At 70.8% G+C, this 19549-nt stretch carries 15 protein-coding genes; 12 read left to right on the top strand and 3 right to left on the bottom strand.

Annotated features, from left to right (window positions below):
- The first annotated feature begins 1 nt into the window (after position 1).
- From cobN to ACSFBE_RS16830, 3 genes are read left to right on the top strand one after another with little or no spacing between them, the layout of a single operon-like run.
- Positions 2 to 4147, top strand: a complete 4146-nt coding sequence (cobN, locus tag ACSFBE_RS16840) for a cobaltochelatase subunit CobN (RefSeq protein ID WP_435491731.1) — start codon at positions 2 to 4, stop codon at positions 4145 to 4147.
- A complete protein-coding gene (gene cbiB, locus ACSFBE_RS16835; RefSeq protein ID WP_435491552.1) occupies positions 4147 to 5142 on the top strand; it encodes an adenosylcobinamide-phosphate synthase CbiB in 996 nt (331 codons plus the stop codon). Before cobN ends, cbiB begins: the two co-directional genes overlap by 1 nt.
- Before the next feature lie 8 nt (positions 5143 to 5150).
- A complete protein-coding gene (locus tag ACSFBE_RS16830) occupies positions 5151 to 6215 on the top strand; it encodes an aminotransferase class I/II-fold pyridoxal phosphate-dependent enzyme (RefSeq protein ID WP_435491551.1) in 1065 nt (354 codons plus the stop codon).
- A 33-nt stretch (positions 6216 to 6248) separates the two neighbouring features.
- Here the strand turns inward: ACSFBE_RS16830 and ACSFBE_RS16825 are convergent, their stop codons facing one another.
- Both ACSFBE_RS16825 and ACSFBE_RS16820 read right to left on the bottom strand, forming a co-directional pair.
- Positions 6249 to 6419, bottom strand: coding sequence for a hypothetical protein (locus ACSFBE_RS16825; protein ID WP_435491550.1), 171 nt, complete (start codon positions 6417 to 6419; stop codon positions 6249 to 6251).
- 113 nt (positions 6420 to 6532) lie between these two features.
- On the bottom strand, positions 6533 to 7447 hold the full coding sequence (locus ACSFBE_RS16820) for a LysR family transcriptional regulator (RefSeq protein ID WP_435491549.1): 915 nt from the start codon (positions 7445 to 7447) through the stop codon (positions 6533 to 6535).
- 199 nt (positions 7448 to 7646) lie between these two features.
- Here ACSFBE_RS16820 and ACSFBE_RS16815 point away from each other — a divergent pair, with 199 nt between their 5' ends.
- From ACSFBE_RS16815 to ACSFBE_RS16800, 4 genes are all read left to right on the top strand, one after another.
- Entirely contained in the window at positions 7647 to 8528 is an 882-nt protein-coding gene (locus tag ACSFBE_RS16815) for an alpha/beta hydrolase (protein WP_435491548.1), read from the top strand.
- Positions 8529 to 8693: 165 nt separating this feature from the next.
- Positions 8694 to 9953, top strand: a complete 1260-nt coding sequence (locus ACSFBE_RS16810) for an efflux RND transporter periplasmic adaptor subunit (RefSeq protein ID WP_435491547.1) — start codon at positions 8694 to 8696, stop codon at positions 9951 to 9953.
- 32 nt (positions 9954 to 9985) lie between these two features.
- Positions 9986 to 13261, top strand: a complete 3276-nt coding sequence (locus ACSFBE_RS16805; protein WP_435491546.1) for an efflux RND transporter permease subunit — start codon at positions 9986 to 9988, stop codon at positions 13259 to 13261.
- A 34-nt stretch (positions 13262 to 13295) separates the two neighbouring features.
- Positions 13296 to 14783 carry an efflux transporter outer membrane subunit gene (locus tag ACSFBE_RS16800; protein ID WP_435491545.1) on the top strand — a complete coding sequence of 496 codons (1488 nt, stop codon included), beginning with the start codon at positions 13296 to 13298 and terminating at the stop codon, positions 14781 to 14783.
- Here ACSFBE_RS16800 and ACSFBE_RS16795 read toward each other — a convergent pair.
- Entirely contained in the window at positions 14705 to 14932 is a 228-nt protein-coding gene (locus ACSFBE_RS16795) for a hypothetical protein (RefSeq protein WP_435491544.1), read from the bottom strand. The genes ACSFBE_RS16800 and ACSFBE_RS16795 overlap by 79 nt on opposite strands.
- Before the next feature lie 200 nt (positions 14933 to 15132).
- On the opposite strand from ACSFBE_RS16795, the gene ACSFBE_RS16790 reads away from it, so the two are divergent.
- The 5 genes from ACSFBE_RS16790 (at position 15133) to ACSFBE_RS16770 (ending at position 19543) form a co-directional block, all read left to right on the top strand.
- The gene (locus ACSFBE_RS16790; RefSeq protein ID WP_435491543.1) at positions 15133 to 15579 is read left to right on the top strand and encodes an SRPBCC family protein; all 447 of its coding nucleotides are present in this window, start codon (positions 15133 to 15135) and stop codon (positions 15577 to 15579) included.
- A gap of 64 nt (positions 15580 to 15643) precedes the next feature.
- A complete protein-coding gene (locus ACSFBE_RS16785) occupies positions 15644 to 17149 on the top strand; it encodes a cobyric acid synthase (RefSeq protein WP_435491542.1) in 1506 nt (501 codons plus the stop codon).
- Positions 17137 to 18192 (top strand): nicotinate-nucleotide--dimethylbenzimidazole phosphoribosyltransferase, encoded by a 1056-nt coding sequence (cobT, locus tag ACSFBE_RS16780; protein ID WP_435491541.1) that lies wholly within the window; start codon positions 17137 to 17139, stop codon positions 18190 to 18192. Before ACSFBE_RS16785 ends, cobT begins: the two co-directional genes overlap by 13 nt.
- Positions 18189 to 18968, top strand: a complete 780-nt coding sequence (gene cobS, locus ACSFBE_RS16775; RefSeq protein WP_435491540.1) for an adenosylcobinamide-GDP ribazoletransferase — start codon at positions 18189 to 18191, stop codon at positions 18966 to 18968. Before cobT ends, cobS begins: the two co-directional genes overlap by 4 nt.
- Positions 18965 to 19543, top strand: a complete 579-nt coding sequence (locus ACSFBE_RS16770; RefSeq protein ID WP_435491539.1) for a histidine phosphatase family protein — start codon at positions 18965 to 18967, stop codon at positions 19541 to 19543. Before cobS ends, ACSFBE_RS16770 begins: the two co-directional genes overlap by 4 nt.
- Positions 19544 to 19549: the final 6 nt, after the last annotated feature.

Raw genomic sequence — 19549 nt, 5'->3', positions numbered from 1 at the left:
GATGCGCCAGCGCTGGCTGCGCGTGCTCCTGGGCGCGCTGATCCTGCTCGGGCTGGCGGGGCACGCCGCGGCGCAGGACGCCGCAGCCGCGCCGGGCCGCGTGGTGCTGCTCAGCACCTACCTCGTCTCGCCCGCGCGCCTGGCACGCATCGGGGCCGTGGCACAGGCGGCCGGCGTGCCGCTGCAGACGGTTTCGGCCGAACGCGACACGCCCGAGGCGCTGGGCCAGGCGCTCGCGGGCGCGGCGCTGCTGATCGTCGACGTGCCGCACACCAGCGTTGCGCAGAACACGGCCGCCCGCTTCGGCGATGCGGTGCTGCGCGCCGGCACGCCCTACGTGGTCGTGGGCGAGTTCGCGCTGGTGGCCAAGCAGGCCTCGTCGGCCGCCGCGCCGCTGGCGGCGGAGCATGGCGTCGATGCCGCCTGGGCGCAGCGGCTGCGGGCCTACTGGCGCTTCGGCGGCAGCGCCAACCGGGCCGCCGCGATGCAGGCGCTGCGCCGCATCGGCGACAGCGCCGGGCTGCCGCCGCCGGTGCAGTTACCGCTGGCGGGCTTCTACCATCCGCGCTGGCCGCAGATCGCGCCCGATGTGGCAGCGGTCGACACGCTCGCGCCCGCGGGCGCCAAGACCGTCGCCATCGCGGTCAACAACGCCGTCTTCACCAGCGACGACACCGGCTGGGTCGATGCGCTGATCGACGCGCTCGAGTCGCGCGGCTTGCGGGCCTATGCCTTCTACGGCCCGCGCCAGCAGAAGGACCTGTTCTTCCGCGCCACGCATGCCGGGGAGGGCGCGGGCGAACGCCGCGTGGCCGACCTGGTGATCAACGCCGCGCTGGTCTTCAACCCGAGCGAGCGCAAGGCGGAGCTGGAGCGCATCGGCGTGCCGGTGCTGCAGACCATGCCCGCGCTCGCGATGGACGCGGCCCAGTGGGCCGGCAGCAAGGACGGCATCGCGCAGAGCGACGTCGCCTACTACTACACGCCGAGCGAACTGGCCGGCATGGTCGACCCGGTGCTGGTGACCGCGCGCGATGCGGTCAGCGGTGCGCTGCAGCCGATCGCCGAACAGATCGCCGCAGTGGCGGACAAGGCGGCCTCGCTGGCGCGGTTGCAGCGCACGCCGCCGGCCGAGCGGCGGGTGGCGATGCTGGTCTACAACTACCCGGCCGGCGAGGGCAACTTCGGCGCGTCCTTTCTGAACGTGCCCAAGAGCCTGCACCGGATGCTGGCCGCGATGCAGCAGGCGGGCTACCGCAACGAGGTGCCGGAGGCCGACGCCATCACGCCGAAGGTGCAGGCTGCCATGGCCGGCTACTACCGGCCAGCCACGCTGCAGACGCTGCTCGACCAGGGCCTGGCCGATGCGCTGCCGCTGGCCGACTACCAGGCCTGGTTCCGCACGCTGCCGGCCGCCACGCAGCAGCGCATCGTGGCCCACTGGGGCGCGCCCGAGGCCTCGACGATGCTGCGGCCGGTCGGCGGCGCGCCGGCCTTCGTCATTCCGCGCGTGGCCTACGGCCAGGCGGTGGTGCTGCCGCAGCCGCCGCGGCAGGAGCCGAGCAACGACCCGGCGCAGAAGGCGAAGACCATCTACCACCGCTCGGCCACGCCGCTGTCGCACAGCTACCTGGCGACCTACCTGTGGCTGCGCACCCGCTTCGGCGCCAGCGCGGTGGTGCATGTCGGCACCCACGGCACGCTGGAATGGGCGCCCGGCAAGGAGCGCGGCCTGTCGATGCAGGACGACCCGATGCTCGCGCTGGGCGAGCTGCCCAACGTCTACCCGTACATCATGGACAACCTCGGCGAGGCGGTGACCGCCAAACGCCGTGGCCGCGCGGTGCTGGTGAGCCATTCGACGCCGATGTTCTCGCCGGCCGGCTTCCGCCCGCAGGTGCAGGAGATGCACGAGCTGATGCACGACTGGGAGAACGTGGCGCCAGGCGCCGTGAAGGCCGAGCTCGAAGCGCGGCTGACCGCGGCCTTCGTCGGCCACCAGTACCACCGCGACCTGAAGTGGACGCAGGAGCAGATCCTCGCGAACTTCGCCGGCTTCATGGAGCTGCTGCACCCCTACCTCGACGAGCTCGCGATGACGGCGCAGCCGCTCGGCCTGGCCGCCTTCGGCGAGGTGCCCGATGCCGAGCGCCGGCGCAGCACCATCCTGCAGATCCTGCGCAAGCCGTTGATCGAGGCGCTGGGCGAGGACATCGACGAGGTCTTCCTGCTCGACGCGAAGAACCTGGCCCAATCGCGGCCGGCACGCTGGTTGCAAGTGGCGCTGACCGACGCGCGCGCCGCCAGCACGCTCGACCTGCGCGCGCTCGACGCGGCGGCGCCGCATGTGGCGAGCGCGATCCCGAACCGCGCCGAGGCCAAGCCGCTCGACAGCGCGGCGCTCTTTGCGCTGGCCGAGCGGGCCCAGAAGCTCGAAGCAGTGCTGGCGCGCAACGAGGAGATCCAGGGCTTCCTCACCGCGCTCGATGGCCGGCACCTCGCATCGAGCTACGGTGGCGACCCGGTGCGCAACCCCGACAGCCTGCCGACCGGCCGCAACCTCTACGGCTTCGATCCGGGCCGGGTGCCGACGCGCGAAGCCTGGGACACCGCGGTCGCCGCGATGGATGCGTGGATCGCCGAGCACCGGCGCACGCACGGCGGCCGGGCGCCGGAGAAGATCGCCTTCACCCTCTGGGCCGGCGAGACGATGCGCCACCAGGGCGTGATGGAGAGCCAGGCGCTCTATGCGATGGGCGTGAAGCCGCGCTGGGACGAGAACGGCCGCGTGGTCGGCATCGACCTGCTGCCGGCCGATACGCTCAAGCGCCCGCGGCTGGACGTGCTGGTGAGCGTCACCGGCTCCTACCGAGACCAGTTCCCCAACGTGATGCGCTGGATCGACACCGCGGTGCGGCAGGTGGCCGCGCTGCCCGAGGCCGGCAACCTCGTTGCGCGCAACAGCAACGCGCTGGCGCGCCGCATGGTGGCCGACGGCGCGACCGAGGCGCAGGCGCAGCGCTGGTCGACCGCCCGCGTGTTCTCGAACGAGCAGGGCAGCTACGGCAGCGGCCTGGCCGAGGCCACGCTCGCCACCGAGGCGTGGCAGCGCCAGGGCCAGGCCGGCGGCGACGCGCAGATGGCGCAGCTCTACATCGACCGCATGGGGCATGCGTGGAGCGATGGCAGCGGCAGCGGCGACGACGTGCCGTCAGGCGGGCGCCGATCCGCCTACGCGGCCAACCTGGCGCAGGTCGACGCGGCGCTGCTGTCGCGCACCTCGAACACCTACGGCATGCTCACCAGCGACGACCCGTTCCAGTACCTGGGCGGCATCGCGCTGGCGGTGCGCCAGCTCACCGGCCGCGACCCGGCGCTGTATGTGCAGAACCTGCGCGACGGCAGCGAGGTGCGCACCGACAGCGCCGACACCGCCATCGCCAAGGAGATGCAGAGCCGCTACCTGCATCCGCAGTGGATCGCGGCGCAGCAGGCCGAGGGCTACAGCGGCACGCTGCAGGTGCTGAAGACCGCGCAGTTCCTCTGGGGCTGGCAAGCCACCGCACCGCAGGCGGTGCGCCAGGACCACTGGCAGTCGCTGCACGACGTCTATGTGCGCGACCGCTACCGGCTCGGCACCCGCGAATGGCTGGAGCGCGACAACCGCGGCGCCTTCGCGCAGACGCTCGAACGCATGCTCGACGCGGTGCGCCTGGGCTATTGGCAGCCCGACGCCGCGACCCGCGGCGAACTGGTGCAGGCCTACACCCAGGCGCTGAAGGCGACCGGGCTTGCGGAACGCAACAGCGCGGTGGAGCGCTTCGCGGCGGCGCAAGCCCAGGCGGCGCAGGGCGAGGCGGCAGCGGCAGCCCCACCGCCCCTGCGCCGGCCCGCGCCCGCGCCGATCGAAGTGCAGCGGCCTGCCGAGACGGTTCCCACGCCCGAGCAACCGGCCGACGCGCCCGCCGACGGCATGCGGGTGCAGGGCTTGAAGCTGGAGCCGGTGCCGGACCGGGCGCCCGCGCCGCCGGCGCCCGTGCTGCAGAGCCTCTGGGCTGCCTTCGGTGCGGCGCTGGTCCTGGCCTTCGGCGCCCTGGCTCAATGGCGGCGCGGGCGGCCCGGTGTGGCGACTGCTGCTGCCGCCTGATGGCCATGCTCACGGCCTGGCCCGCGCTCACGACCCTGGCTGGTGCGCTGTGCATTGCGTTGCTGGTCGACCGCGCCTGGGGCGAGCCGTCGGCGCGCTGGCACCCGGTCGTGTGGATGGGCCGGTGGCTGGCGTGGGTCGGTCGCTGGGCGGCACCGGCCACCGGCAGCAGGGCGGCCCGCGCGCGCGGCGGCCCGTTCGTGCGCGGCGCGATCGGCTGGTCCGTCGGTGCGCTCGTCGTGGTCGCGGTGTCGGTGCTGCTGCAGTCGGCGCTGTCCCGGTTGCCGCCCTGGGCGGCGTTGCCGCTGCTCGGCCTGCTGCTCAAGCCGCTGCTGGCCTGGCGCATGCTGCAGGGCGAAGTGCTGGCGGTCGAGGCGGCGCTGGGCACTTCGCTCGACGCCGGCCGTGCGCAACTGGCCCGGCTCGTCAGCCGGGACGTTTCGGCGCTGAGCGAAACCGAGGTGCGCGAAAGCGCGATCGAATCGCTGGCCGAGAACCTCAACGACTCGGTCGTCGCGCCCTTGTTCTGGTTCCTGCTGCTGGGCCTGCCCGGCGCGGCGCTGTACCGCTTCGCCAACACCGCCGATGCGATGTGGGGCTACCGCGGCGAACGCGGCGGGCGTGTCTGGGAATGGGCCGGCAAATGGGCGGCGCGGGTGGACGACGGGTTGTCCTGGTTGCCGGCGCGGCTCACGGCGCTGCTGCTGATCGGGTTGCCGCTGGGTGGCCCATCGCAGGGCGTGCAGCGCGTGCGCTGGACGGCGCTACGCCGCGAGGCCGCGCGCACCCCGTCGCCCAACAGCGGCTGGCCGATGGCCGCGATGGCGATGCGACTCGGGCTGTGCCTGCGCAAGCCGGGCGTGTACACGCTCCACAGCGCGGGGGGCATGCCGTCTCCGGCGGATGTGACGCGCGCCGCAACGGCGGGCGAGCGGGTGGTGGTGGTCTTCGCGCTCGCCGCCGCCGTCGGGGCGCTGCTGTGGGATCGGGTCTGAAGGCCGCGATGGCTTCTTCGTATCCTCGGCGGGTGGCAACGATTCCTTCTTCCACCTTTTCATCGGACGCCGTGCATGGCGGCCCCGACGCGCTGGGCGTGCCGCTGCATGATTTTTCCACCAACGGCAACGGCTGCGGGCCGTGTCCGGTCGCGCTCGCGGCGCTGCAGACGGTCGATGCCGCGCATTACCCCGACCCGCAGTACACCGCGCTGCGCGAAACGCTGGCGCGCTTTCATGGGGTCGATCCCCAGCGCATCGTCATCGCGGCGAGCGCCAGCGAATTCATCTTCCGCATCACTGCGGCCTTCGCATCGTGTGGCGGGCGCCATGTCGCGCTGCCGCCGCACAGCTACGGCGATTACCGACGTGCGGCGCGTGCCTGGGGGTTGACCGCGGTGACATGGAGCGAGGACGGATGGGCAGGCGGGCCCGCACCGTCGCTGCACTGGGCCTGTGATCCGTCGAGCCCGCTGGGCCAGGCAGAGCCAGGGCTCGGAGCGCGCATCGACCGGCTGCCCGAAGGCGCGGCCTGCGTCCTCGACCTTGCCTACGAGCCACTGCGCCTGGAGGCCGCTTTGGCGCTCACGGCGGCGCACCGCGACCGGGTCTGGCAGCTTGTCACGCCGAACAAGGCGCTCGGCCTGACCGGCATCCGCGCGGCCTATGCGATCGCGCCCCGCAGCGAACGTGCCTTGCGCAATGCTGTCGCGCAGCTCGCGCCCTCATGGCCCGTCGGCGGCCACGGCGTCGCGCTGCTGGCCGCCTGGACCTCGCCGGACGCGCAGGCGCATCTGGCCGGTTCGCGTGCAACCCTGGTCGACTGGAAGACGCGGCAGATCGCCGTGTGCGAATCGCTGGGGTGGGTCTGCCTGCCGAGCGTGGCCAACTTCTTCTGCGTGCGTCCCGGCGTCGCCAGTCTGCCCGCCTTGGTGGCCGGTTTGCGTGGCCACGGCGTCAAGGTGCGCGAGGCAGCGTCCTTCGGTCTGCCGGAAGCGCTGCGATTGGCCGTGCTTTCGCCGGCCTCGCAGGAAGCGCTGCGCGCGGCGGTACAGGCGCTCGCAGCGCGCTGACGGCTTCCTTCGACGGCGCGCGGCAAGCGCCCGTCAGTCCTCGGACTTCTCCTCGCCGGGTTGCTCTTCGAGTTTCTTGTTGCGCACCTTCTTCATCATCTCCTCACCCTCGACATCCTTGCCGTCGGTGGGCACGGAGTCTTCCTGGGTGATCTCGGGCTCGTCGTTGTGCGCAGGCTGGTGGGGAGTGGGCGTTGCTGTCATGGACTTCTCCGTTGGCGATGCATGACCATGGCCCGCCGATGGCTCTGGGCGCGGCAGGTCAATGCGCCCCTGCGTGTCGGCGGATGCCGACAGCCAGGCCGCAGGCTGGCTGTTCAGATCCGCTGCAGCTGCGGGTTCTTCGCGAACAGCTCGGCCGCCCAGTCGACGAAGGCGCGCACCTTGGCACTCAGGTGCCGGTTGGGGGGGTACACCACGTACACCGGCAGCGGCTCGCGCGTCCAGTCCGGCATGACCTGCACCAGTTCGCCGCGCTCCAGGTAGGGCTGGGCGATGAAGGTGACCATCTGCGAGGCGCCCAGGCCGGCCAGCACTGCGGTGGTGTGCGAGTTGCTCTCGTTGACCGCCAGACGGTAGGGCGCATCGGGCTCGATGTGCTCGCCATCCTTGTTGAATTCCAGCGGGTACATGCGCCGCGTGTTGCCGGAGAAATGATTCACGACCCGGTGGCTTTTCTCCAGGTCGTGCGGGTGCTTGGGCACGCCATGGCGGCGCAGGTAGCCGGGCGACGCGACGTTGACGAAGGGCAGGTGGCCGATGCGCCGCGCCACCAGCGACTGGTCGCTGATCTCGCCGACCCGGATCACGCAGTCGACGTTGTCGGCAATCAGGTCGACGATGCGATCCGACACGCCCATGTCGAGCTGGATGTCCGGAAACCGCTCGTAGAAGCTCTCGATGTTTGGAATCAGCAAAAGATTGGCCATCGACGAGCCGACGTCGATGCGCAGGCGCCCGGACGGGTTGGCCTGGGCGTTGGTCATGCTGGCGTCGAGGTCGTCGAGCTCGGTCAGGAGGCGCGAGGCGCGTTCGTAATAGGCGGCGCCGTCGGGCGTCACGGTCACGCGGCGGGTGGTGCGGTTGAGCAGCTTGACGCGCACCCGCGCCTCCAGCGCCTGGATCTGCTTGGTGACTGTGCCCTTGGGCAGGGCCAGCGAGTCGGCCGCGCGGGTGAAGCTGCCGGTTTCCACCACGCGGGCGAAGACCCTCATTGCCTGGATCTGATCCATCCGGTTGTTCCTGCTTTTTTTCGGCTTGTGGCCTCTGACTGACGCAGCGCCCTGCTGCGTGGGAGGATTCTCACACGCAGGCGCGGCGTCGATTGTTCATCGTGGGGAAACGGTGAGGTGGCAAAGTACCGCTTTCGGCACTGGCTGGCGCCCGTACATTTCATCCATCGTTCAACCATCGACCGCCCACAGGTACACCATGTCCACCCGTTCCGAGTCCCCTGCCAACGAGCCGACCCGTGCCGCCGCACTGCCGGCAGCGGCCGAGAACGACATCACGATCCTGCTGCCCAAGCGGGAACCGGTGGCGGCGCGGACCTACGGCGTTCGCACCGGCCGGGGTATGGGGGCCGACCGGCCCTTGGTGCTGCATTTCCACGGCGGAAATTTTGCCGACGGCGATCTGGACGACGGGCGCAGTGTGGCGCGCATGCTGGTGGCCGCGGGTGCGACGGTGGTGTCGATGGCCTACCCGCTGGCCCCGCTGCATCCGTTCCCCGATGCGATCGAGGTCGGCTACGAGGCGCTGGAATGGCTCTACAAGCAGCGCACCAAGCTCGGCGGCAAGGGCGCGCGCATCTACCTGGCGGGTGAGGAAGCCGGCGGCAACGTGGCTGCGGCGCTGGCGCTGATCGCCCGAGACCGGGCCCATCCGCCGCTGGCCGGCCAGATCCTGCTGTCGCCGATGCTCGACCCCTGTGCCGGCACCGCGTCGCTGCGCCAGGCGACCGGCGACGCGACCGATTGCAAGTACAGCGAAGGCTGGCAGAAGTACCTGCGCTGCCCGCGCGATGCAGAGCATCCCTATGCGGTGCCGGGCTCGTCGCGCCGCCTGGCCGACCTGGTGCCCACGCTGGTGCTGGCCGGCGAAAACGATCCGATGCGGGATGAAGCGCTGCGCTATGCGCAGCGACTCGAGGCGGCTGGCATTCCGGTGCGCAGCGAAGTGCTCACGGCCGCCCAGGGTTGGCCCGAAGCGCTGGCCGACCCCGCAACCTGTATCGACTGTCCGTGCGCACCGGTGGTGACGCAGCGCTTCCGCGAGTTCTTCGAGAGCACGCGGACGCCTCCGCCGCACTAGGCGCCGGCCGGCAGGCCTTGGAGCCAGGCCGCCGGCACCCCTTCCTTTCCACCGCTTCGTGAATTCGGCGGCCGGCCTGTCCGGCGGCCACCCCTTCTGTCGCCCGGCGCTGCCCGCCGGCCGGCTCTTTGCTTTCGAAAAACAACCTTGAGGACGGAAATCACCATGAACAAGCTGCCCAACAACCCGCTCGTCACCACCGCCCGCCGCGGCCTGTGGCCCACCGTGACCGCGCTCACGGCGGTCGCCGCCATCGTGTCGGCGATCTTCGGCCTGCGCCCGCTGGAGGCCGAAGCCAACACGCCCGCAGCCACCGCACCGCGCGCCACGCCGGTGTCGGTCGCCGTGGCCGCGCAGACCGAGATCACCGCTTGGGACGAGTTCTCGGGCCGGCTCGAAGCCGTCGAGCGTGTCGACGTGCGCTCCCGGGTCGCCGGTGCGGTGCAGTCGGTGCATTTCCGCGAAGGCTCGCTGGTGAAGAAGGGCGACCTGCTGATCACCATCGATCCGGCGCCGTACGCGGCCGAAGTCGACCGCGCCGAAGCGCAGGTCGCCTCGGCCCAGGCCCGCGCTGCCTTCAGCCGCAGCGAGCAGGAACGCTCCAAGCGTCTGTGGGACGAGCGCGCCATCGCCCAGCGTGAACTGGACGAACGCACCAACGCCGGCCGCGAGGCCGAAGCCAGCCTGCGCGCCGCACAGGCGTCGCTGCAGAGCGCGCGCCTGAATCTGGGCTACACGCAGGTGAAAGCCCCGGTGTCGGGCCGCATCGGCCGGATCGAGGTCACTGTCGGCAACCTGGTGGCCGCCGGCCCCGGCGCGCCGGTGCTGACCACGCTGGTGTCGGTCAGCCCGATCTACGCGAGCTTCGACGCCGACGAGCAGATCGTCGGCAAGGCGCTCAAGGACATGGCGGGCAGCAGCGCGAGCACGCGCACGCCGCTCGAGCAGATCCCGGTGCAGATGGGCACGGCCGCCACCGAGGGCACGCCCTTCGCGGGCAAGCTGCAACTGATCGACAACCAGGTCGACGCCCGCAGCGGCACGGTGCGCGTGCGCGCCGCCTTCGACAACAAGGATGGCTCGCTCATCCCCGGCCAGTTCGCCCGCATTCGCATGGGCCAGGCCCACACCAGCCGCGTGGTGCTGGTGAACGAACGCGCCGTCGGCACCGACCAGAACAAGAAGTTCGTGATGGTGGTGAACGGCGACAACAAGACCGAGTACCGCGAAGTCACGCTGGGTGCGCCGGCCAATGGTCTGCGCGTGGTCACCCGTGGCCTGAAGTCGGGGGACAGAGTGGTCGTCAACGGCCTGCAGCACGTGCGCCCCGGCGCGCTGGTGGAGCCGACGGTCGTGCCGATGGATGCGGCCCAGGCCAAGGCAGAGGCCCAGGCCGCCGCTACCAAGGTCGCCGCGAGCAACTGAGCCCAGGCCCAACGAGGCGCTGAAAGAACACCATGAACCTTTCCAAATTCTTCATCGACAGGCCGATCTTTGCCGGCGTGCTGTCGGTGCTCATCTTGCTCGCCGGCCTGATCGCCATGCGGGTGTTGCCGATTTCCGAGTACCCGGAAGTGGCGCCGCCGCAGGTCGTCGTGCGCGCCCAGTACCCAGGCGCCAATCCGAAGGTGATCGCCGAGACGGTGGCGACGCCGATCGAGGAGCAGATCAACGGGGTCGAAGGCATGCTCTACATGGGCAGCCAGGCGACCACCGACGGCGTGATGACGCTGACCGTGACCTTCAAGCTGGGCACCGACCCGGACAAGGCCCAGCAGCTGGTGCAGAACCGCGTCTCGCAGGCCGAACCTCGCCTGCCTGAAGAGGTGCGCCGCCTCGGCATCACGACCATCAAGAGTGCGCCCGACCTGACGATGGTCGTGCACATGGTCTCGCCCAACAACCGCTACGACATCAACTACCTGCGCAACTACGCGGTGCTCAACGTCAAGGACCGGCTGGCGCGCATCACCGGTGTCGGCCAGGTGCAGATCTTCGGCGGCGGCGACTACGCGATGCGCGTCTGGCTCGACCCGCAGAAGGTGGCACAGCGCGGCCTGTCGGCCAGCGACGTGGTGGCGGCGATCCGCGGCCAGAACATCCAGGCGGCGGCCGGTGTGGTCGGTGCGTCGCCAGGCCTGCCCGGCGTGGACATGCAGCTGTCGATCAATGCGCAGGGTCGGCTGCAGAGCGAGGAAGAGTTCGGCGACATCATCGTGAAGACGGGCACCGACGGCGGCGCCACCCAGGTCACGCGGCTGCGCGACATCGGCCGCCTGGAGATGGGCGCCGCCGATTATTCGCTGCGCTCGCTGCTGAACAACGACGCGGCGGTCGGCATGGGCGTGTTCCAGTCGCCTGGCTCCAACGCGCTCGACATTTCGAGCAACGTGCGCGCCGCCATGGACGAGCTGGCCAAGAACATGCCCGAGGGCGTGGAATACCGCATCGCCTACGACCCGACGCAGTTCGTGCGCGCGTCCATCGAATCGGTGGTGCACACGCTGCTGGAAGCCATCCTGTTGGTCGTGCTGGTGGTGATCCTGTTCCTGCAGACCTGGCGCGCGTCGATCATTCCGCTGCTGGCCGTGCCGGTGTCGGTCATCGGCACCTTCGCGGTGCTGCACATCCTCGGCTTCTCGATCAATGCGCTCTCCCTGTTCGGGCTGGTGCTGGCCATCGGCATCGTGGTGGACGACGCCATCGTGGTGGTGGAGAACGTCGAGCGCAACATCGAGGCGGGTTTGAGTCCGCGCGACGCCACCTACCGCGCCATGCGCGAGGTGTCGGGCCCCATCATCGCCATCGCGCTGGTGCTGGTGGCCGTGTTCGTGCCGCTGGCCTTCATCAGCGGCCTGACCGGCCAGTTCTACCGCCAGTTCGCGGTGACCATCGCGATCTCGACGGTGATCTCGGCGATCAACTCGCTCACGCTGTCGCCGGCGCTCGCCGCCTTGCTGCTGCGCGGCCACGACCAGCCCAAGGACGCGCTCACGCGCTTCATGGACAAGTACCTCGGCTGGCTGTTCCGCGGCTTCAACAAGCTGTTCCATCGCGGTTCCGAGTCCTACAGCGGCGGCGTCAAGAACGTGATCGGCCGCAAGGCGCTGATGCTGGTGATCTACCTGGCGCTGATCGGCGTGACCTTCGGCCTGTTCAAGGCGGTCCCGAGCGGCTTCGTTCCTGCCCAGGACAAGCAGTACCTGATCGGCTTCGCGCAGCTGCCTGACGGCGCCACGCTCGACCGCACCGAAGACGTGATCCATCGCATGGGCGAGATCATGAAGAAGAACCCGAACGTGGAGGACACGCTCGCCTTCCCCGGCCTGTCGATCAACGGCTTCACCAACAGTTCGAACTCCGGCATCGTGTTCGCGACGCTCAAGCCCTTCGCGCAGCGCGAGCGCAAGGACCAGAGCGGCGGCGCGGTCGCGGGCCAGCTCAATGGCGCCTTCTCGACCATCCAGGACGCCTTCATCGTGATGTTCCCGCCGCCACCGGTGGCGGGCCTGGGCACCACGGGCGGCTTCAAGCTGCAGATCGAAGACCGTGCCTCGCTCGGCTACGACCAGATGGACGCGGCGGTGAAAGCCTTCATGGGCAAGGCACGGCAGGCACCCGAGCTGGCCGGCATGTTCACCAGCTGGCAGGTCAACGTGCCGCAGTTGTATGCCGACATCGACCGCACCAAGGCGCGCCAGCTCGGCGTGCCGGTGACGGACATCTTCGACACGATGCAGATCTACCTCGGCAGCCTGTACGCGAACGACTTCAACAAGTTCGGCCGCACCTACTCGGTGCGGGTCCAGGCCGACGCGCCGTACCGCGCCCGTGCCGAAGACGTCGGCCTGCTGAAGGTGCGTTCGACCACCGGCGAGATGGTGCCGCTGTCGGCGCTGATGAAGGTCAATTCGAGCTTCGGCCCGGAACGCGCGATGCGCTACAACGGCTACCTCGCCGCCGACATCAACGGTGGCCCGGCCCCCGGCTATTCGTCGGGGCAGGCACAGGACGCGATCCAGCGCATCGCCGCCGAGACGCTGCCGCAGGGCATCAGCTTCGAATGGACCGAGCTGACCTACCAGGAGATCCTGGCCGGCAACTCCGCCTTCCTGGTGTTCCCGCTGGCGCTGCTGCTGGTGTTCTTGGTGCTCGCCGCGCAGTACGAGAGCCTGACGCTGCCGATCGCGATCATCCTGATCGTGCCGATGGGCCTGCTGGCCGCCATGACCGGCGTGTGGATCTCGGGGGGTGACAACAACGTCTTCACGCAGATCGGGCTGATCGTGCTGGTGGGGCTGAGTGCGAAGAACGCGATCTTGATCGTGGAGTTCGCCCGAGAGCTCGAATTCGCCGGGCGAACGCCGATCCAGGCCGCCATCGAGGCCAGCCGCCTGCGGCTGCGCCCCATCCTGATGACCTCGCTGGCTTTCGTGATGGGTGTGCTGCCCCTGGTGCTCTCGACCGGTGCCGGTTCCGAGATGCGCAAGGCCATGGGCGTGGCGGTGTTCGCCGGGATGATCGGCGTGACGGCCTTCGGCCTGTTCCTGACGCCGGTGTTCTACGTGCTGCTGCGCCGCCTGGCGGGCAACAAGCCGCTCAAGCAGCACGGCGACGTGCCGCACGACGTCGAGGCCTTCGCGCCGGCGGGCGACCTGTCCGTGGCACACGGGGCCGGCGGTGGTGCGCCGCTGCACCCGCACCCGGCAGCCCCGCGCCATCCGAACGAATAAGAAGGCGCACGCCGCCGAACGAGGAGTCTTCAACATGACCAACTTTTCAACTTTGCTGGGCCGGCCGCAGCGCCTGCTGCCCTTGATCGCCGCCCTGGTGCTGGCCGGCTGCGCCTCTGTGGCCGAGCTGCCGGCCACGCCGGCGGCCCCCGCGCAGTTCAAGGAAGCCGCCGCTGCGCCGGCCGGGACGACGGCGCCGACGCAGGCCGCAGGCGACTGGTGGCGTGCCTTCAACGACCCGGTCCTCGATGACCTGGTGACGCGCGCTGCCGCCAACAACACCAGCATCCAGCAGGCCGCCGCACGGCTGGCGGAGGCCCGCGCGCTGGCGCGCAGCGTCGACTCGGACCGCTCGGTGCAAGTCGGCCTGAACGGCGGTGCGAGCCGTGCACAGGGACTGGACCGCAACCAGAGCAACCGACCGTCGACCCTGCTGAACGCCGGAGCCAGCGTGTCGTACGAACTCGACCTGTTCGGCCGCCTGTCGGGCGCCAGCAATGCGGCGACGCTCGATGCACAGGGCAGTGCAGCACTGCTGCAGAGCGCCCGACTGCTGGTGCAGGCCGAGGTAGCGCAGAACTACCTGGCGCTGCGCGCGCTGGACGACGAGCGCACGCTGATGCGCGACACCGTCGAGGCCTACCGTGACACGCTGCGCCTGACGGAGCGGCGCGAGCGGGCCGGCGATCTGGCCGAACTCGACGTGGTGCGGGTCCAGACCGAAGTCGCATCGACCGAATCCGATGCCCTGGCGCTCGACCGCCAGCGCGCGCTGGTCGAGCATGCCCTGGCCGTTCTGACCGGCGAAGCGGCCTCGCAGTTCAGCCTGCCGAGCGGCGAGTGGCGCACCGCGCTGCCGCGCATTCCGGCCGGGCTGCCCTCGACGGTGCTGGAACGCCGGCCCGACGTCGCGGCGGCGCAAAAGACGGTGATGGCCGCGCAGGCCCGCGTCGGCGTCGCGCAGACGGCCTGGTTCCCGAGCATTTCGCTGACCGGCGGTGGCGGCTATGCGTCACCGGAACTGGGCGACCTGTTCAAGTGGTCGGCCCGCTCCTGGGGCATCGGCGCGCTGCTGTCGCTGCCGATCCTCGATGGCGGACGGCGCGAGGCGGGGGTTCAAAGTGCGTCCGCGCAGCTCGATGGCGCACTGGCGAGCTACCGCTCGCAGGTGCTGGTGGCCTTCCGCGAGGTCGAAGACCAGCTCGCATCGCTGCGGCTGCTGGACGAGCAGGCGGTGGTGCAGGGCCGCGCCGTGAGCTCGTCGGTGCGTGCCACCTCGCTCTCGGACACGCGCTACCGCAACGGCTACATCAGCCAGCTCGACCTGCTGGACGCCCGACGCAGCGAGCTGCGCAACCGTCGCCAGGCGCTGCAGGTGCGCTCGGCGCAGTACCAAGCCACGGTGGGCCTGATCCGCGCCTTGGGCGGCGGCTGGGGCGAGCTTCAGGCGACGGCGGGGGCGGAGCCGGCCGCGGCGACCCGCGTCAGCTCGGCGATTCCGACCGCCAAGGCACTCGAGTAGGTGGGCTGCGCCGCCAGGGCCATGCAGGCCGGGCGGTAGTACAAGGCGTCCGAGCCCGGTGCCGGCTCCGTGGCTTCCATCATCACCCAGATGTATTGGCCATCGGCGCGTTGCTGGACGGTGAGAGCGAGGTCGTGGGTGGAATGCATGTAGTCAATTGTATTAATGTTGGCTTCATGGCATCGGCAGGGCGGCCGGAGGCTCCGCGGCTGGCATACAGTCCGAGCCATCGGCACGTGATCGAGCGCAGGCCCTGTCCTGGGGATTCGGCGCACGGCCGCCCTCGGGGCCCTCAGGGCATTTGGGCATGCGCCGAGAGTCATCCTCTGCCCCTCAGGAGAACACAGCCATGGCTACCAATACCGTCCGTCTGCACCGCGTGCTGCGCGCCCCGCCAGAGCGGATCTACCGCGCCTTCGTCGAACCCCGGGCTTTCGAGCGCTGGCTTCCCCCCTTCGGATTCACCGGACAAGTCCACAGCATGGACCCGGTGGTCGGCGGGGGCTGGCGCATGTCCTTCACCGCCTTTGGCAGCGGCCACAGCCACTCCTTCGGCGGGACGTACCTGGAACTGGTCCCCGGCCAGCGCATTGCCTACGACGCGAGCTTCGACGACCCCCACCTGCCGGGCACCATGAAGACCACCGTGACGCTGACCGCCGTGTCGTGCGGCACCGAAATGTCCGTCGTGCAGGAAGGCATCCCGGAGGTGATCCCGACCGACATGTGCTACCTGGGCTGGCAGGAGTCGCTTGTCGCGCTGGCCCAGTTGGTCGAGCCGAATATTCCGGGTTGAACCGTCCGCTTTCGACCGGGTCGCCGACCGCCGGGCCTGGCCGACCGTCAGGGACAATCGGGCGATGAGCGAATCGGTCCCGGGCGCAGGTGCCCGTTGTGTGATGGTGCTCGGCACCACCAGTGGTGCCGGCAAGAGCTGGCTGGCGACCGCGCTGTGCCGCTGGTATGCGCGCCAAGGGCTGCGGGTCGCGCCCTTCAAGGCGCAGAACATGAGCAACAACGCGCGGGTCGTGGCTGGCGGCCAGGGCGAGGCGGGCGGCGAGATCGGCAGCGCGCAGTACTTTCAGGCCCTGGCGGCGCGCGCGGTGCCCGAGGTGCGCATGAACCCGCTGCTGCTCAAGCCCGAACGCGATACGCACAGCCAGGTCGTGCTGCTCGGCCAAGTCAGCGCCGAGCTGACCGGCATGCCCTGGCGCGGCCGCAGTGAGCGGGTGTGGCCGCAGATCGCCGCGTCGCTCGATGCCCTGCGCGCCGAGAACGACGTGGTCGTGATCGAAGGCGCGGGCTCGCCGGCCGAGATCAACCTGATGGCCAGTGACATCGTCAACCTGCGCGTCGCGCGCCACGCCGATGCCCGCTGCCTGCTGGTGACAGACATCGACCGCGGCGGCGCCTTCGCTCACCTGTACGGCACTTGGGCGCTGATGCCGGAGGCGGACCGCGCCTTGCTCGCCGGCTTCGTGCTCAACCGCTTCCGCGGCGATGCGTCGCTGCTGGCCCCGGCGCCGCAGCAGTTGGAGGCGCTCACCGGCGTGCCGACGGTCGCCACACTGCCGATGTGGTGGCAGCATGGCCTGCCCGAGGAGGACGGCGTGTTCGACGACCGCAGCCGGTCGACGGGCGAGGTCCGTTGCACCGTCGCCGTGATCGCCTATCCGCGCATCAGCAACCTCGACGAGTTCCAGCCGCTCAAGAACGTGCCGGGTGTCCGGCTGCGCTGGGTGCGCAGCCCGGCCGAGCTGGCGGATGCCGACTGGGTCGTGCTGCCGGGCTCCAAGCACACCAGCGGCGACCTGGCCTGGCTGCGCGCGCAGGGGCTGGACCGCGCGGTGGCCGCGCATGCCGCGAAGGGCGGCCGCGTGCTGGGTGTGTGCGGCGGCCTGCAGATGCTGGGCGAGGCCATGATCGATCCGCACGGCATCGACGGGAACGCGCCCGGCCTCGGGCTGCTGCCGCTGGTCACCGTGTTCGCGCCCGAGAAGACGGTGCGCCAGCGCGAGGCGCGCTTCGCATCGCTCACGGGTGCCTGGGCCGCACTCTCGAACGTTGCGGTGCGCGGCTACGAGATCCACCACGGCCAGACGGCCGAGCACAGCGCCATGGCAGCGGCCGGCGACCGTGCGCACCCGGCCATGCCCGACGGCCTGGCCTGGCAGAACGCCGCCGGCAACGTGCTGGGCGTGTACCTGCATGGCCTGTTCGAAGACCCGGCCGCCTTGCAGGCGCTGTTCGGCGCCTCGGTGCCCACGCTCGACGCCGTCTTCGACGGCCTGGCCGACTTCATCGACGCGCATTTCGAACCCGGTGTGCTTTCCTCCCTCATCGACCGAGCCCCATGTCCCTCCTGACGCTTCCCGCCATCGACGACCTGCACGACGCCGCGCTGGCGGCACGCCTTCGGCAGGTGATCGACAACAAGACGAAGCCGCTGGGCGCGCTCGGGCGACTGGAGTCGCTGGCGCTGCGCATCGGCGCCATCCTCGGCAGCGAATCGCCGGTGCTGGAACAGCCGCAGATGCTGGTCTGCGCCGCCGACCACGGCCTGGCGGCGCGCGGCGTCTCGGCCTTCCCGAGCGATGTGACCTGGCAGATGGTCGACAACTTCCTCGCCGGCGGTGCCGCGGTGAGCGTGCTGGCACGCCAGCACGGGCTGGCACTCACCGTGGTCGACTGCGGCGTGCGCCGCGACATCGCGCCGCGCGCCGGCCTGGTGGTGCGCAAGATCGCCGCCGGCACCGCCGACGCCTCGCTCGGCCCCGCCATGAGCGCGGCCCAGTGCGCCGAGGCCATCGGCAACGGCATGGACCTGGTGCGTGCACTGCCCGGCAATGCGCTGTTGCTCGGCGAAATGGGCATCGGCAACAGCTCGGTCGCAGCGATGCTGCTGGCCCGACTGGTCGGGCACGACATCGAAGCCTGCACCGGTGCCGGCACCGGCCTGGACGCCGAAGGCCGCAGCCGCAAGGCGCGGGTGTTGCGCGAGGTGCTGGCGCTGCATGCGCAGGCGACCGCACCGCTGGATGCACTGGCCGCTTTCGGCGGCTTCGAGGTGGCGACGCTGGTCGGCGCGGTGCTGCAGGCCGCCGTGGAGCGCCGCGTGATCGTGGTCGACGGCTTCATCGCCAGCGCTGCGGTGCTGGTGGCGCAGGCCTTGCGGCCGCAGGTGGTGCAGCGCTGCGTGGCAGCGCATGTGTCGGCCGAGCCGGGCCATGCGCTCTTGCTGGCGCATCTGGGACTCGAGCCGCTGCTGCATTTCGATCTGCGCCTGGGTGAAGGGTCTGGCGCGGCGCTGGCCTGGCCGCTGCTCGAGTCGGCCTGCGTCATCCTGCGCGACATGGCCAGCTTCGAGTCCGCGGGCGTCGCGCGCAAGGGCGGCGAGGGCGGCGAATGAGCGCGGTTCGCCACTTCCTGCTGGCGCTGCAGTTCTTCACGCGCATTCCGGTCACCGGCCGGCTGGCCCAGTGGGTCGGCTACAGCCCGGCGATGCTGCGCGCCAGCGCGGGGCATTTCCCCGCGGTCGGCTGGGTGGTGGGGGCCGTCGGTGCGTTGGTGATGGCGGCTGCGCTCCTGCTGTGGACGCCGCTGGTCGCGGCCCTGCTGTGCACCATCGCGACGGTCCTGCTCACCGGTGCCTTCCACGAAGACGGGCTGGCGGACGTGGTCGACGGTCTGGGCGGCGCGTCGACCCGCGAGCGCGCCCTCGAGATCATGAAGGACTCGCGCGTCGGCGCCTTCGGTGCGCTGGCGCTCGTGCTAGCCGTCGGCCTGAAGGTCGCGCTGCTGGCGTCGCTGGCGGGGCAGGGCGCCGTCATCGCGTGTGCGGCGCTGCTCGGTGCGCATGTGCTCTCGCGGCTGGCGCCGCTGGCGGTCATGCGGGCATCACCCTACGTCGGCGGCGAGGGCAGCAAGTCCAAGCCGATGGCCGATGCGGTGAGCGGGGCGTCGGTGGCCATTGCGCTGCTGTGGTCGGTGCCCGCCGCCGCGCTGCTGCTGGCCGTCGGCGGCTGGGTCAGCGGGCTGGCGGCCGTGGCCGCGGCGGCGCTCACGGCCGGCTTCATGGTGCGGCTGCTGCGCCGGCGGCTCGGCGGCTTCACCGGCGACGGACTGGGCGCGACCCAACAGCTCAGCGAGCTGGCGATCTACCTGGCGCTGGCGGCACGGCTGTGAGCACGCTCTGGCTGCTGCGCCACGCCCCGGTCGATGCGCCGGCCGGCCTGTGCTACGGCCGCACCGACCTCGTGGCCTCGGCCGAGGTCACGCGGCAGGTCGCCGCCGGCATCGCGGCCGTGCTGCCGGCCGAGGTCGCGATCCACAGCTCGCCGCTGCGGCGGTGCGCGGCGCTGGCCGACGCCATCGCCGAACAGCGGCCGGGCCAGGCCCGGCCGTCGAGCGATCCGCGCCTGGCCGAGATGGATTTCGGCGCCTGGGAAGGCCAGCCCTGGGCGGACATTCCCCGGGCCGACTTCGACGCCTGGATGAGCGACTTCGCCGACGGCCGCGCCGGTCGGGATGGCGAGAGCACCCGTGCGTTCATGGCCCGCGTCGGCGCGGCCTGGGACGAGTGGCTGGCGTCGCAGCGCGACGCGCTCTGGGTCACGCATGCCGGTGTGATGCGCGCTGTGATGCTGTTGCAGCACGGCGTGCGGTGTCCCGACAGCGCGGCGGCCTGGCCAAGCAAGCCGATCGCGTTCGGCCAGTGGGTGACGGTGGTGCGGCAGGGCGGTCTCGCAGGCTCGCGCTGACGGTCG

This window comes from Variovorax sucrosi (genome assembly GCF_051216635.1).
Classification (GTDB): domain Bacteria; phylum Pseudomonadota; class Gammaproteobacteria; order Burkholderiales; family Burkholderiaceae_C; genus Variovorax.
The sequence above is the reverse complement of the archived record's forward strand: the minus strand, read 5'-3'. Positions and strand labels throughout refer to the sequence as shown.